Raw genomic sequence first — 12,055 nt, 5'->3', positions numbered from 1 at the left:
TGGAAATCCTGCATTTATATGATAAAATCTTACATAATTAGTGTTAGAATGAAAGACTTCATTTTATTATTGATTCAATGCCAAATTTACAAATAGATCATATAAAAACAAACAATAGTGGCTGGGACAACGACATTATCGTTATCAATCAGAAGATTGTTTTTCGGTTTCCAAAAACCACAGAGATTGCTAATAAGGTTATAAAAGAGGTTACTTTGTTAGAATCGATATTAAAGCAGCATCCAATAGTGAATGTTCCTAAATACGGCTCATTATACGATGAAAATAAATATTTAAAATGTGTCTACTATCGATATATTGAAGGGGTTTCATTAAGTAAGTTTAAGCTTATTCCGAACAGAACAGAAAATGCGAAATTGCTTGGGGAATTTTTAACAAAGTTACATAGTTTAGAAAATCCGCCAAAATTAATTACTGATCACACTTTTGAATTTTGGAATAAACTGTATGAGTCTGTTAAAAAAGAAGTTTATCCATTTTTAAACGAAGATCAGCAAGAAGAAGTCACTGAAACATTTGGCGAATTCCTTAGTGATTTTTCGACTCTTACTTATCCAAAAACTGTCATTCATGGAGACCTTTCCTCATCGAATATAATATTTGATGAAAAATCAAAGAACATTAATGGAATAATTGACTTTACGGATGCTCAAATTGGAGATCCAGCTTTTGATTTTGCTGGTTTTTATTGGGATTACGGTCCAGAATTTACTAAAGAGGTTTTGTCCTATTATACAGGTACGGAATCTTCAGAAGCGTTATACAAAAGAGTTGAACAATTCTATGGCTTACAACCTGTTTTTCATGAATTATTAAATGCAGTTCAAGTGGGTAATTATGTAAATTGGAAGACTGCTTTATCAAAGTTTCTTAGATTGAAAAATATTTCTTCATAAGTACTTATATCACGTATTATTTCTTCTTTAGTGATATGCTATAGCAAGAATAGGAAAGGAGAAATCTGATGAAAAAACGTATCAGTATCACACTTATCACTGCACTATTGGCGCTTAGTGGTTGCTCTTTATTAGATGAGGCCAATAATTCCTTGAACTATGTCAATGAATCCACAGAATATATAAATGAATTAACTAAATTTGCAGAAGATACATCTTCACTCGTTAACGAAGCAGCTAATAACTCGGAAGCCAAAGCTGAGTTAGAATCGAGATTAAAATCTCTACAAGAAAATATTCAAGAATACAATGGTATTGAGGTACCCGCACTCGCTGAAGATATACATCAAGAATTAAAGGCCAAAAACCAACAACTTGAAGACGCGGTCAATAAAGCTTTACAAAATGGTGAAATCGCAGTCGATCAGTTGCGACAATCTGAACTCTATCAAACCATTAATGACATCACAGGCCTACTAGATCAAATTGAACAATTAGGATTATGATAAAAAGCTGCTTCTTTTAGAAGCGGCTTTTTTTGGCGTTAAACAATGTTCAAAAATTAAAAAATGAAATAAAAATTATTACCAGGCATAGGACAAATTAATAAAAAATACATTTAACATTGGGATTTAATAATTATTGTCATCTAAGAAGGAGGGATTGTTATTAGTGTATTCGTGTCTCAATCACTTGACGAGATTCGTTTTTGGTCGAGAATAATGAAGGAACACGCATTATTTTTAAGTTTGGGATTTAATTTTAATGATGAAAGGTTAATAAAAGAAGCACAACAGTTTATCGATTTGTTCGAACGGATTGAAGAGAAGTTAAGTAGATTTTCCGCAAATTCGGACCCGGAAGTAGTTGCGGAATTTAATATGGAAGTTTATCAAGCGGCAGTATCCATTTGGGCTTACAAACGAAAAGTTCTTGGATTATCTTTACGTTGCGAAATTCGATCAAATAACTATCCATTATTACTTGACCATACAAGCCGAGAAGCCGCATATTTTGCTAACAGATTAAAAGATTTAAATGATGGAAAGCTTCAGCCATTACCAGAAGCAATTATTAAAGAAAACGTGTTTTTCCTGCGAATCATGGCTGACCATTCGAAATTTATTGGCCATCTACTGGACCCATCTGAACGGAAGTTAGTTGAACAAGCACGTGAGTTTGGTCATGACTTTGACCAACTAGTATTTCAGGCTTTGGATATGGATTCCATGCGACCTCAATCAGAAACAGTACCGCTATTAGACCAATTCCTGGATCAAAACCGTGTGTCGGTAGTCTCTTTACGTGAGTTCAAGAAAACTGCAAGGGACCTAATTGAAGAGTGTAAAATCAAAAGTATTATTCATCCACTCTTGGCAGACCATGTATTTCGTGAAGCTGATAGGTTCCTTCATATTATTGATATGTTTGATGAGAGTCTCTCAGCTAATAAGTAAAAAAAACCCCACTTTTTCAATATTGAGAAAGTGGGGTTTTTTTTTACTTATTTGTTAAATATCGGCCCTTCATAAACAGCGGTATGATATTCCCCCGATTCACCCATCGGACAAACATCTTTTTGAAGAATATCGTTGATAAATGATTGATCTAGAATCCTCCCTACCCAATCCTCCGGAAGCTTCGTTTTATCAACCTTAATAACCGCTGCTTTAAATCCTATATCGACAACTTCCTGAAGCAAATCTGATACATTTTCTTCTTTTGTCCATATCGGATATAGGGGTTCTAACCCGGCTTTTTGAGCTACTTGTTCTCCCCATTCACGGTGTCCGTCTAAATATATATCACCAAATGCGATTCCGCTAATTTCATATTGTTTTTTTAACTCTTTAAGTTTGTGAACAAAGTCCTCAGAATATGTATCAAAATCTGACTCCATGAAATGCACTGGAATCCCTATACTCTTGGCTTGTTCTATTATTTCTTCCTGTTTTTGATCATGTGCAACCGATTTCTGACTTTGTTCCCAAATTGTTGTGATCAAACAAGATACCTTAATATTTTGTTGGTGTAGTTTATACAAGGAAAAGCAACTATCTTTTCCTCCACTGAATGATAATGCTACTTGTTTAGACATTAATTTCACCTCAAATTTTATTTAAATGTGTTGATTTAAAGTCTGTTGCGTATTTTAAGCCATATCCAAACATGCGATCCATACCGATATGCGCCACCCAGATTATTCCCATTGCCACTAGCAGCTCCTGATGCATGGAGAAAGTTAGTATTATCAGGAGTAGGGGCAGGCTGTATGTGTGAAATAAATTATATACATATGAACCTATTTTCTTGTTTACCATATAGCCAAACATAGATAAGTCTGGTGCTAACAATAACAAGAAAAACCACCCCCAACCAATTTCTGTTTGAGCGTAAAAATATAGTGCCAACATGAGCACCACAAATCCCTCTATATGTAATAAATATTTGGTCATCTTCTCCCTCCATTACGCAATCATTAACCCTTTCATAGTGAATCTAAGTAGAACGTTATATATATCATAAGTGATAAAAAGAAAAGAATCGTTTCTAAATTAAAAATGAATGGGTTTGGTTTTACTTTCGATAAGAATTTAATCGGATGTACAAGACTCGAGTTTAATAGAATAATAAAAAAGTAAACGATCAATAAACTAAATAATGACATTAAACTCCCCATAAACATATTGCTTTCATTCCAAAATGCTACAGCGAGAAAAATTGCCCATACAGATTTAAAGATATTTGCCAATACCTCGTATGGACTAGTTAAGGTATCCATCATCCAGTCCACACGTTCTTCCCACAATTCCTTATCATTTTCTTGTTTTGCAGAATGTACTAGATGCCCTGTTTGCAGTGTCATTGTGATGATAATCATGATTAGATAAACCTCACCGAATATAGTGCCAACGATAAGAAATTCCTCATTTAGACTTTCTCCTAATGCAAGTGGCAATGGTAGCCACATCGCATACATAAACGCCATTATAAGATGGATGAAACCGAACTCATTTCTTTTAGCCAACCCTTGAAATGTAGCGGCCAAAGTGATGAACAAAGCAATTCCTACCCATCCCAAGATTATTGTAATTTGAATCATAAAATTACCCCTTCAATGACCGAAAAATTCTACTTCGAATCGACTTTCCCCTCTACAACTCTATTTAAAAACCCTTCTAAGACTTTTGTGTAGATCTCAGGTTGCTCAAGATGTACTAAGTGACCAGCAAACGGAATAACGGAAACATGTATGTGTCTATTCGTTTTAGGATAAATCGTTACCCCTTTCACTTCATAAGTTTTTTCTTCTCCTACCATAAACAAAATTGGCATTTCTAGTGTATCTAAATTATTCGTTTCATCAAACGGGTACCAATTTGGCTCACGAACCATATAGAGAAACTGTTTCCAATCACCATCGTGCATACTATTGAATAAGTCAATCGCTTCTTTATTTTGAAGAAGTTGTGTTTGTTGCGCCACATCCGTTTCATGCATCTGTTCCCATTTTTCAGGCTTTTCCGGTATTGCTCCTGATATTGTTAAGCTTTTTACTTTGTTTGCATATTTTTTAACAAAAAATATGCTAATTAATCCACCCAATGAGCACCCCGCAAAATGTGCTGAATCAATCCCCATACTATCAAGTGTTTCTGCAAGGTCTTTCGCCGCATCCGTAAAATAGTTTGATAGATCATCAGAAACTGACTTACCGTGACCTCTTTAATCAGGAAGAATTACCTGGTAGTTTTGTTTGAAGTACTCTGTTTGTTGTTCGAAGTCTGTTGTTCCAGTTTGTAAGCCTGTATGAAGAAAGACAAGTGGCTCTCCTGTCCCATAAATTTCTGTATGTAGTATCACATTAGTACCCCCTCGCGTCTATTAGTACTCTTCATGTTTCATCGATTTCATCTACTTAAATTTTGGATTATCATCTTTCTTCTCCAACATCCGCTTACCAACAATCGATGTATTAATACCATTCCTTACTGCTGCTTGGATAACTAGGTATAAGACAAACACTGTTATCGCCAATAACATTAAGTAAATTAATAGTGGAACAATAGCAAATGCTATGTCCATTTAAACACCTCCAAACTATCTTTAATACAAGCTTTTACCTGAGCTTCTTTTCTTAAATAACGACTTTGAATTACTTTCACGAACCATTTCAATTTTAATCCCATTATCAAATCGTTTGGCACTTAAGCGAATAAATAATATCGCGAGTCCAATTGATAAAAGAAGCATCACGATGACACCTATAACTCCTGTTAGGATTGGATAGCTTACCTTCCAGGACAGCAATGTAAATGCAACATCAGCAAGAAATCCTAAGAATCCACTCGTATTTCCCATTTCAGCAGTCACATCCACAACATCGGTAGGAACAATTAAAAATACATATGGAATCGCTGTTACTATTAAATATAGATACGATGAAAACATTAAAATAATTCCTGTTCCCATCTTTAGACGAGCTTGCGGATTGGAAGGATTATATTTTGCTCCGATTGTTCCAAGCCATAATCCGACTGAGCTTATTCCAACCGTGATAATTGCTTTTAACACGATACCGATTACAAATTGTAAAATGGTCCATCCAAGAAATACGCCAATAATACATTCAATCACAGTAAGCAAAATAAATGGTAATAACCAACTAATCCACAGCTTACCAATTGCAATGTCTCGTCCAGAAAGTGGCAGTGTGCGTAAAATCCAAATAGACGAGCCTTCACGTGCGACTGATGACGCTGCCATTGTCCCGTTGAAAATTGCATAAACAAACAATAAAGCACCTTGAGCGATTGGCCATGAAATTTCATTAAATCCTTGCAAGTCACTAAGACTCGCACCGCTATTTAGAAAACCAATAATTGGAAAGATTATAAAGAATATAATAGGCATAAATACTAGCCACTCACGCATATCCCGCTTTATTGAAAACCATTCTTTAATCCCAATTGCAATTGCGGGATGGTGGACGGACGATTTGGTTTTTATGTTCTTGCTTCGTTTCTTTGACTTTTTACCACTACCCTCACTTAATCGAATCCAGCCTGTTCGGAATCCCTTTTCTACAAGAGAAGTTGTCGTTACAACACTAATGCCTGCAAGTAAGAATACTAGAATAAAAGGCAGTAAAAATTGATTTGATCCTGATGCTGCCTCAAGTATGGCAGAACTTCCCCAGCTCATCGGAACCCATTCTGGTAGTAACGGTAATCCGGACATTAACCTTTCTGACATCGACTTATCGCTCAAGATGTTTGGAAGTACGAAAAGTAGGTATACAATTAATCCTGACAATGCGCTCATTATTGTCATGAATTCATTTGCACGGTTACCAGGTATTAGTTGTATTAGGAGTAAGTTAAGCAAATAGGCAATGGAAAGTCCGACGATAACAAATGATAATACAACTAAAATTAAAACGGGATAAAAAAGTATATTTGCTCCAATCGCAATCCCATAAACAACTAACGGAATAATGAATACCAAAAAGAGAACAAATGGAATTCCTATAAAGCTTTGAATATATTTCACCCAGAAGATACTTCGTGTAGGTATTGGCATGGTGAATAGCATTTGCAGATCTGTTGCAGCATATAAATGCTTAAATACTTGTGGTAAGCCGATTAATAAAATAAATCCAATTACAGCTATAAATCCGTATGAAAGAATCCCTTTTAGGACTGGTTCAGGTATGGCTTCACTTATATCCCAGACCCCTTTTGACATAAAATATATTACTACACCTAGAATGATTGCGGATATCGCGTAGCCAATATAATTTTTCGTGCTCTGTGTTTTCATGGTATTTAGAAATATGCTTAGCTGGTTTCGCAATAACACCTTCATCATTTGGGATCACCCTGCTCAGCCTTTGATATCTCGGAAATTAACGCTTGTTGATCCTCATCACCAGTTAATTCTAAAAATATGTCTTCTAAGCTTCGATCAGCACTTCCCTCTTGTTTTTTCAATTCATCCATCGTGCCAAGAGCTATAATCGAACCATCTAAAATTATGCCAATTCGATCACATAATTGCTCAGCTATTTCGAGGATATGTGTGGTAATGAAAACCGTCATTCCTTTATCACATAATTCTCGTAGTAGCTTTTTTAAGTTACGAGCACTCTTAGGATCTAACCCTACTGTAGGTTCATCAAGAAAAAGGACATCAGGACTATGTACCAGCGCCCCGCATATAGCAATCTTTTGCTTCATCCCATGAGAATAGCTTTCTATTAAGTCATCTGCACGATCTGTCAGGTTGAAGATATGTAGTAATTCCTTCGCTTTGTTCATGTACTCATTCTTATCCAATTTGAAAACAGATGCTACAAAGTGGAGGTAGTCCCATCCCGTTAGTTTTGGATAAAGATTCGGTTGATCTGGAACATATGCAATCATTTTCTTCGCGTTGATTGGTTCCTTCCATATGTCATTTCCACTAATTTCAACAGATCCCTTTGTAGGCTCTAATAACCCTGTCATCATTTTAATTGTAGTAGTTTTCCCAGCACCATTAGGGCCGAGAAATCCAAAAAGTTCTCCTTTTTTAACACTTAAATCTATACTATGTACTGCTTCTTGTTTACCGTACGACTTGGTTAATTCTGTTAATTTAATTGATGATAAACTCATCACCATTTCCCTCCCAAAATTTTCTATATATTCTTTATTGTATCGCTTTTAGTGGTGACTGTCACCAGTCATATACTGTCGGTATTTGTCGAAAAATCAAGGGATTCGCCTTTTTTTCCATGTGAAGTTTCTACTGCCTACACAAGCCTTCCTTCGCTTCAATATACTGCTATAGGTATGAAGGGAGGGTTTTAATGAATAAATACACGATTTACCTGATTATTGGGTTGGTAGTTATATTCGCAATTCCAATCGTTTTAAATTTAGTTATTTTTGATGAACAAACAGGTTCTCCGGATAATCCACCACCTGAAGAGGAAAATAATAACGGTGATAACCCGAATACAGATCCCGATCAAAACCCAGATGATATGGAAATTTACTGGGGAGTTGATTCCGCGAGTTCATCAGACGAAGGGTTGTATCAATGTGTAAATGAAAACTTCGGTCACCCAGAGGTATGGGGACGATATTTAGGCGACAAAGAAGGAGTTTCCGCAGGTTTAGATGCAAATGAAGCAGACTTCTTACACCAAAACAATGTAAGAATTTTACTCATATACAATCATTTCACTGATGCAACAGGCTATGATCATGGAGTAGAAGAAGCACAAGAAGCAATTGCATATGCCGAAGATCTTGGTGCTCCAGATGGAGTTGCTATATTTGGTGATATAGAGCCAACTTATCCAGTAGATTCAGCCTTCATGCAAGGCTGGTATGATACGTTATCCGCTTCCGCTTATGAACCAGGGTTTTATGGTGTTTTTGACGAAGGCAGTGCGATATTAACGGCATATAATGCAATGGACCAAGAAGCACGAAATAATACAGTAGTATGGACCGCCTTTCCACAAAATGAAATTACCACTAAAGCGAACGCCCCAGAATACAATCCTCATGGACCAGAAGAATCTTTACTTTATGGCTGGCAATATGCGATAGAAGCTGAACAATGCGTGATAGACACAGATTTATATCAAAATGAGATGTTAGATTATTTGTGGTAGATTGATGGTGATTTTAAAGGCGGTGGCTATGTCACCGTCTTTATTTATCAGTAAAGAATGTATAAAATATTAACATTGATTATTTTGGTCACCGTATAGGGCCACGTCCAGCTCCAGCGCCCAGTGACTAGTGGATTTCCTTTACCTCCTGGTGGAAGGAGGTTCGATTAAAACCGCCACTTTGCGTGGCAACATCGAACTACCCACGTTGCGTGGGCACAATCCATACGTCACTAAACGGGCGCTTTCGCTTTTGTTCTGTGGTGAGGTTTTTGGGTTCGGTTACTATAAATTGTGAACACTGGCCACATCTTTGTGAATTTAAGCAAAACTCACTTTTAAACTAGGAGAAATCATGAAACTTTTAAAATGATTATTATGTTTATTGTTTTTTAATTGAAGTAACGTCATAATCGTTATAACGTTATTACGTGAAGAGGTGAATTTAGTGGATAACTTGGAACGAAAAGTCACAAAAATTGGAAACAGTTATGGAATTACTTTTCCGTTGGAATTTTTAAAAGAAGCTGGAATTTCTTATGGTGACGATGTTCGCTTGGAATTAAAAGAAGGCAAAATTGTGTTGCGTAAAAAAGAAGAAGTTATGCTCCCAGAAGGTGTCGATAGTACTTTCATGGATGTATTAAATGATGTAATAAAAGTGCATGATGTAGCTTTCAAAGGATTAGTTGATAAATGAGAAAGTCCAATGAATCAAGCATCTATTTAACAACCAATCAAGTAATAGCAATTAATACATTACGAATTAGGATTTATTCCCCCAAAGAACAAGTTGGTGTAAAGGAACCAGGTTTGTTAGATTCGGCGCTAAACAGACCTAAACAAACTGTTCTTGGCGGGATGCATATCCAACAATTTATGAAAAGGCAGCTGCGTTAGTAGAATCATTATCAATGAACCATACTTTTTTTTATGCTAACAAACGAACAGCTCTTGCTTCACTTATTATTTTTCTAAAACTAAATAACTATAAATGGACAATGGATGTGGAAGAGGAACAATACTTTTTAATAGACATAGTAAATCATGTTTATACCTTTACACAAATAGTTTCGTTGATTAAAGAGAATATTATTGAGATTTAACAAATGTTAATTCCAGTAATCCGGATCCGCCATTCTATATTCTTCCACTGCATCATCTAGATCAGCGGGTGTTATCAAATATATAGGATAATTAGTAGTTTGTTTTGCCTTCTCATAAAAAAATCGATTACTACCCGGATGTTCATCATCTAGTAGAATTAGACATCCTTCACTCTTTTCTACAAACCAATCATTTTTCGCTTTAAATTGAAAACCTCCTTTATAATCGCCTTGATAAAGAGGTTGATGAAAGTCAGCTGCCATAACAAGTTCTTGATATGTATGTTGGATCGGTTCAGGCCAGCGACTTTCCTGGTTCTCAAACGGGGGAATGATACCAATTTTAATATCATAGATTTCCTGCAGTTCCAAAACCACTTCACCAGTCCACAACTCAACACCCATTTGACCCGAGATGAGTACCCATTCTAATCCCTCTTCAATAAATGAAATTAACCGCTTTTTAATTGCGGCCTTGATGAACGCTATTTTAGGATCATCCGCTTTAAAAATACTTAATTCCATTGATTTATATCCAGTTACTGTTAGAACTTTCATACGAAAATGCATCCTCCATCTATCCAAAGTTTAATATATAAAAGACGATCGATACTATTAGGACTACTGCGATAATCAGCCCACCTACAAATCCCATTAATAATGACTTGCCTGCATAACCCCTAAGTGCTGCCGTTGTTTCAGCTTTATCAACTTTCCTAATATGAAAGTACATTACAATATTAATAAAAAGTGTTAAAAAAATGATAATAAAAAGCATAATTCCGGTAAAGTCCTTTGGTCTGATGCTAATGGTATTAGGCATCAAAAACGATTGGGTTAAAACATTACACCTAAAAGGAAATTACAGATGTATCCAATTCTATACTGCCTGGTCCATTCTCTTCCCATTTTACTTTTTTCATATTTTGCTACCTGTTCTACTATAGGAATCCAAGATTTCGTTGGATCTTTCTTTGAAAAACTAACTATCGAGAGACTCAACATAAAGATTCCAAGCAGTAAATTCATGTCAGAATTTGATAGCTTCGTTATACTAATTAATAGCATATAAATAGACATTGCTACTAGTATAGCTGTATTCAAAAAAATTAACTGCTTCTTTCTCATTTTCGCTAGATCAATTCTCTCCAATTTAAAGTAAGCCCCCTATGTAATCTGAAACAAATTCGCTATGATTAAAATATAAATGATAATTGCAGCCAAAGCTAAAGTAAGTAAAACGGTCATCAAGCTCCTTAACATCGAAATCCAATTATGCATTCCACCAAATCCTACCACACCGAATAGGAAGGTAATAAGTGAAATAATTAAAATTATGTACAATGGATGAAACCCGCTTATGGTTGTTAGAAAATTAGTCAATTTATCTGATGAAGCTACTATAAGAAATAATACAATACATCCAATAGACGCAATAAAAGAACCCATATTTATTTTATACATTCCATCGTAGTCACCTCTCTCCTAGAAATATTAGTATTGATTTATTGAATAAAGTACCTTTTCAAGTTCATCTGGCTTTTGTGTACCAATCACTATAATGGTTCCGGAGGACAACTTCAATTCGATCCCATGTTTGCCACCCATATTGTAGGCACGCTCGCCCTGGAGATTAATACGTATTCCCCATCCACCAAAACGTCCTATTGAACTGTACGTAATGCTTCTAAAGTGTCGAACGTCTTGTATAGGAAAGATTCGATATTGGAAATGAAAAGGTATGAAGCGAATATATATTCCGTCTTCACGAACTTCTGTGATTTGCTTCACCTTAAATGTCCCTAATGGAAACACAATGCCAAACAAGATCCAAAAAATTATTAAGATCCAATCTGGTGCAGGCTTATCCCCAAATTGAGTCCCTAATATAATTTGTTGGATTAACCCCCACCAAAAAACCGCTGCAATTACAATCACTACAAGACCAATAAGCCACATATGACGCGGACGCTGTACTTCTCGATATAGAACATTGGGTTGTTCCCCACTCATTCCCATCACAGCCCCTTTAAATAAGTCTATTCTTTGAATACGTTACACACCCGTTAAAAGTTCCTTCAGTATTAATTAGAAAAATTGGCTTATCGCTAAGCCTTAATGGCGAAAGCCTTAGTTGCACTTATGCAGTAAGAAAGGATTTATACTTTCTTAACTGCTAAAAAAGGCCACTTCCCTAAAGAGGACGTGACCTAATATGACTAGCAATTAAATATATTAATTAAAATTCACAAAAATGATTCCAACTACAAAAACAACGAGGGGAATATACCACAGCATATCTGTGAAATCCCTTCTTACTTCATTACCTTTACCCTTCATGTTGCAGGTCCCCCCTTGCCAAA

At 35.7% G+C, this 12,055-nt stretch carries 18 protein-coding genes and 1 pseudogene; 7 read left to right on the top strand and 12 right to left on the bottom strand.

Annotated features, from left to right (window positions below; all coding sequences use genetic code 11):
- The first annotated feature begins 77 nt into the window (after positions 1 to 77).
- From LG329_RS14485 to LG329_RS14475, 3 genes are all read left to right on the top strand, one after another.
- Entirely contained in the window at positions 78 to 917 is an 840-nt protein-coding gene (locus LG329_RS14485) for an aminoglycoside phosphotransferase family protein (protein WP_404451522.1), read from the top strand.
- Between the two features lie 68 nt (positions 918 to 985).
- Complete coding sequence (locus tag LG329_RS14480) at positions 986 to 1,423, top strand: DUF6376 family protein (RefSeq protein WP_404451521.1); 438 nt, start codon at positions 986 to 988, stop codon at positions 1,421 to 1,423.
- Between the two features lie 216 nt (positions 1,424 to 1,639).
- Positions 1,640 to 2,374: a DUF2935 domain-containing protein gene (locus LG329_RS14475; protein ID WP_404451520.1), complete on the top strand. Its 735-nt coding sequence runs from the start codon at positions 1,640 to 1,642 to the stop codon at positions 2,372 to 2,374.
- A gap of 47 nt (positions 2,375 to 2,421) precedes the next feature.
- Here the strand turns inward: LG329_RS14475 and LG329_RS14470 are convergent, their stop codons facing one another.
- The 8 genes and pseudogenes from LG329_RS14470 to LG329_RS14435 form a co-directional block, all read right to left on the bottom strand.
- On the bottom strand, positions 2,422 to 3,015 hold the full coding sequence (locus LG329_RS14470; RefSeq protein ID WP_404451519.1) for a diphthine--ammonia ligase: 594 nt from the start codon (positions 3,013 to 3,015) through the stop codon (positions 2,422 to 2,424).
- A 10-nt stretch (positions 3,016 to 3,025) separates the two neighbouring features.
- Positions 3,026 to 3,373, bottom strand: coding sequence for a DUF4260 domain-containing protein (locus LG329_RS14465; protein WP_404451518.1), 348 nt, complete (start codon positions 3,371 to 3,373; stop codon positions 3,026 to 3,028).
- A gap of 32 nt (positions 3,374 to 3,405) precedes the next feature.
- Positions 3,406 to 4,020, bottom strand: coding sequence for a hypothetical protein (locus LG329_RS14460; RefSeq protein ID WP_404451517.1), 615 nt, complete (start codon positions 4,018 to 4,020; stop codon positions 3,406 to 3,408).
- Positions 4,021 to 4,049: 29 nt separating this feature from the next.
- Positions 4,050 to 4,583, bottom strand: a pseudogene (locus LG329_RS14455) (alpha/beta fold hydrolase); the annotation flags it as partial.
- Between the two features lie 60 nt (positions 4,584 to 4,643).
- Complete coding sequence (locus LG329_RS14450; RefSeq protein ID WP_404451516.1) at positions 4,644 to 4,781, bottom strand: alpha/beta fold hydrolase; 138 nt, start codon at positions 4,779 to 4,781, stop codon at positions 4,644 to 4,646.
- 51 nt (positions 4,782 to 4,832) lie between these two features.
- On the bottom strand, positions 4,833 to 5,003 hold the full coding sequence (locus LG329_RS14445) for a hypothetical protein (RefSeq protein WP_404451515.1): 171 nt from the start codon (positions 5,001 to 5,003) through the stop codon (positions 4,833 to 4,835).
- 21 nt (positions 5,004 to 5,024) lie between these two features.
- Positions 5,025 to 6,788: a hypothetical protein gene (locus LG329_RS14440; RefSeq protein ID WP_404451514.1), complete on the bottom strand. Its 1,764-nt coding sequence runs from the start codon at positions 6,786 to 6,788 to the stop codon at positions 5,025 to 5,027.
- Positions 6,785 to 7,576: an ABC transporter ATP-binding protein gene (locus tag LG329_RS14435; protein WP_404451513.1), complete on the bottom strand. Its 792-nt coding sequence runs from the start codon at positions 7,574 to 7,576 to the stop codon at positions 6,785 to 6,787. Before LG329_RS14435 ends, LG329_RS14440 begins: the two co-directional genes overlap by 4 nt.
- A 194-nt stretch (positions 7,577 to 7,770) precedes the next feature.
- Here LG329_RS14435 and LG329_RS14430 point away from each other — a divergent pair, with 194 nt between their 5' ends.
- The 4 genes from LG329_RS14430 to LG329_RS14415 all read left to right on the top strand — a co-directional run bounded on the left by LG329_RS14430 (position 7,771) and on the right by LG329_RS14415 (position 9,692).
- Positions 7,771 to 8,586 (top strand): glycoside hydrolase domain-containing protein, encoded by an 816-nt coding sequence (locus tag LG329_RS14430; RefSeq protein ID WP_404451512.1) that lies wholly within the window; start codon positions 7,771 to 7,773, stop codon positions 8,584 to 8,586.
- Positions 8,587 to 9,034: 448 nt separating this feature from the next.
- Positions 9,035 to 9,286 (top strand): AbrB/MazE/SpoVT family DNA-binding domain-containing protein, encoded by a 252-nt coding sequence (locus tag LG329_RS14425; protein ID WP_404451510.1) that lies wholly within the window; start codon positions 9,035 to 9,037, stop codon positions 9,284 to 9,286.
- Positions 9,283 to 9,486 carry a hypothetical protein gene (locus LG329_RS14420; protein WP_404451509.1) on the top strand — a complete coding sequence of 68 codons (204 nt, stop codon included), beginning with the start codon at positions 9,283 to 9,285 and terminating at the stop codon, positions 9,484 to 9,486. The genes LG329_RS14425 and LG329_RS14420 overlap by 4 nt, the downstream gene beginning before the upstream one ends.
- Before the next feature lie 14 nt (positions 9,487 to 9,500).
- A complete protein-coding gene (locus LG329_RS14415; protein WP_404451508.1) occupies positions 9,501 to 9,692 on the top strand; it encodes a type II toxin-antitoxin system death-on-curing family toxin in 192 nt (63 codons plus the stop codon).
- 6 nt (positions 9,693 to 9,698) lie between these two features.
- Here the strand turns inward: LG329_RS14415 and LG329_RS14410 are convergent, their stop codons facing one another.
- The 4 genes from LG329_RS14410 to LG329_RS14395 form a co-directional block, all read right to left on the bottom strand.
- Positions 9,699 to 10,250 (bottom strand): SLOG family protein, encoded by a 552-nt coding sequence (locus LG329_RS14410; RefSeq protein WP_404451507.1) that lies wholly within the window; start codon positions 10,248 to 10,250, stop codon positions 9,699 to 9,701.
- A gap of 279 nt (positions 10,251 to 10,529) precedes the next feature.
- Positions 10,530 to 10,844, bottom strand: a complete 315-nt coding sequence (locus LG329_RS14405) for a hypothetical protein (protein WP_404451505.1) — start codon at positions 10,842 to 10,844, stop codon at positions 10,530 to 10,532.
- 15 nt (positions 10,845 to 10,859) lie between these two features.
- A complete protein-coding gene (locus tag LG329_RS14400; protein WP_404451504.1) occupies positions 10,860 to 11,156 on the bottom strand; it encodes a hypothetical protein in 297 nt (98 codons plus the stop codon).
- Positions 11,157 to 11,186: 30 nt separating this feature from the next.
- Complete coding sequence (locus LG329_RS14395) at positions 11,187 to 11,705, bottom strand: DUF6141 family protein (protein WP_404451503.1); 519 nt, start codon at positions 11,703 to 11,705, stop codon at positions 11,187 to 11,189.
- Between the last annotated feature and the right edge of the window lie 350 nt (positions 11,706 to 12,055).

The sequence above is a fragment of the Virgibacillus necropolis genome, from assembly GCF_044793635.1.
Lineage (GTDB): Bacteria > Bacillota > Bacilli > Bacillales > Amphibacillaceae > Virgibacillus_F > Virgibacillus_F necropolis_A.
The sequence above is the reverse complement of the archived record's forward strand: the minus strand, read 5'-3'. Positions and strand labels throughout refer to the sequence as shown.

What these genes read in the sequence shown, in the direction of transcription:
- LG329_RS14400 (WP_404451504.1), bottom strand. Translation starts at nt 11,156, where the DNA reads ATGTATAAAATAAATATGGGTTCTTTTATTGCGTCTATTGGATGTATT.
- LG329_RS14420 (WP_404451509.1), top strand. Translation starts at nt 9,283, where the DNA reads ATGAGAAAGTCCAATGAATCAAGCATCTATTTAACAACCAATCAAGTA.
- LG329_RS14480 (WP_404451521.1), top strand. Translation starts at nt 986, where the DNA reads ATGAAAAAACGTATCAGTATCACACTTATCACTGCACTATTGGCGCTT.
- LG329_RS14410 (WP_404451507.1), bottom strand. Translation starts at nt 10,250, where the DNA reads ATGAAAGTTCTAACAGTAACTGGATATAAATCAATGGAATTAAGTATT.
- LG329_RS14460 (WP_404451517.1), bottom strand. Translation starts at nt 4,020, where the DNA reads ATGATTCAAATTACAATAATCTTGGGATGGGTAGGAATTGCTTTGTTC.
- LG329_RS14470 (WP_404451519.1), bottom strand. Translation starts at nt 3,015, where the DNA reads ATGTCTAAACAAGTAGCATTATCATTCAGTGGAGGAAAAGATAGTTGC.
- LG329_RS14445 (WP_404451515.1), bottom strand. Translation starts at nt 5,003, where the DNA reads ATGGACATAGCATTTGCTATTGTTCCACTATTAATTTACTTAATGTTA.
- LG329_RS14395 (WP_404451503.1), bottom strand. Translation starts at nt 11,705, where the DNA reads ATGAGTGGGGAACAACCCAATGTTCTATATCGAGAAGTACAGCGTCCG.
- LG329_RS14440 (WP_404451514.1), bottom strand. Translation starts at nt 6,788, where the DNA reads ATGATGAAGGTGTTATTGCGAAACCAGCTAAGCATATTTCTAAATACC.
- LG329_RS14465 (WP_404451518.1), bottom strand. Translation starts at nt 3,373, where the DNA reads ATGACCAAATATTTATTACATATAGAGGGATTTGTGGTGCTCATGTTG.
- LG329_RS14475 (WP_404451520.1), top strand. Translation starts at nt 1,640, where the DNA reads ATGAAGGAACACGCATTATTTTTAAGTTTGGGATTTAATTTTAATGAT.
- LG329_RS14485 (WP_404451522.1), top strand. Translation starts at nt 78, where the DNA reads ATGCCAAATTTACAAATAGATCATATAAAAACAAACAATAGTGGCTGG.
- LG329_RS14430 (WP_404451512.1), top strand. Translation starts at nt 7,771, where the DNA reads ATGAATAAATACACGATTTACCTGATTATTGGGTTGGTAGTTATATTC.
- LG329_RS14435 (WP_404451513.1), bottom strand. Translation starts at nt 7,576, where the DNA reads ATGAGTTTATCATCAATTAAATTAACAGAATTAACCAAGTCGTACGGT.
- LG329_RS14415 (WP_404451508.1), top strand. Translation starts at nt 9,501, where the DNA reads ATGAACCATACTTTTTTTTATGCTAACAAACGAACAGCTCTTGCTTCA.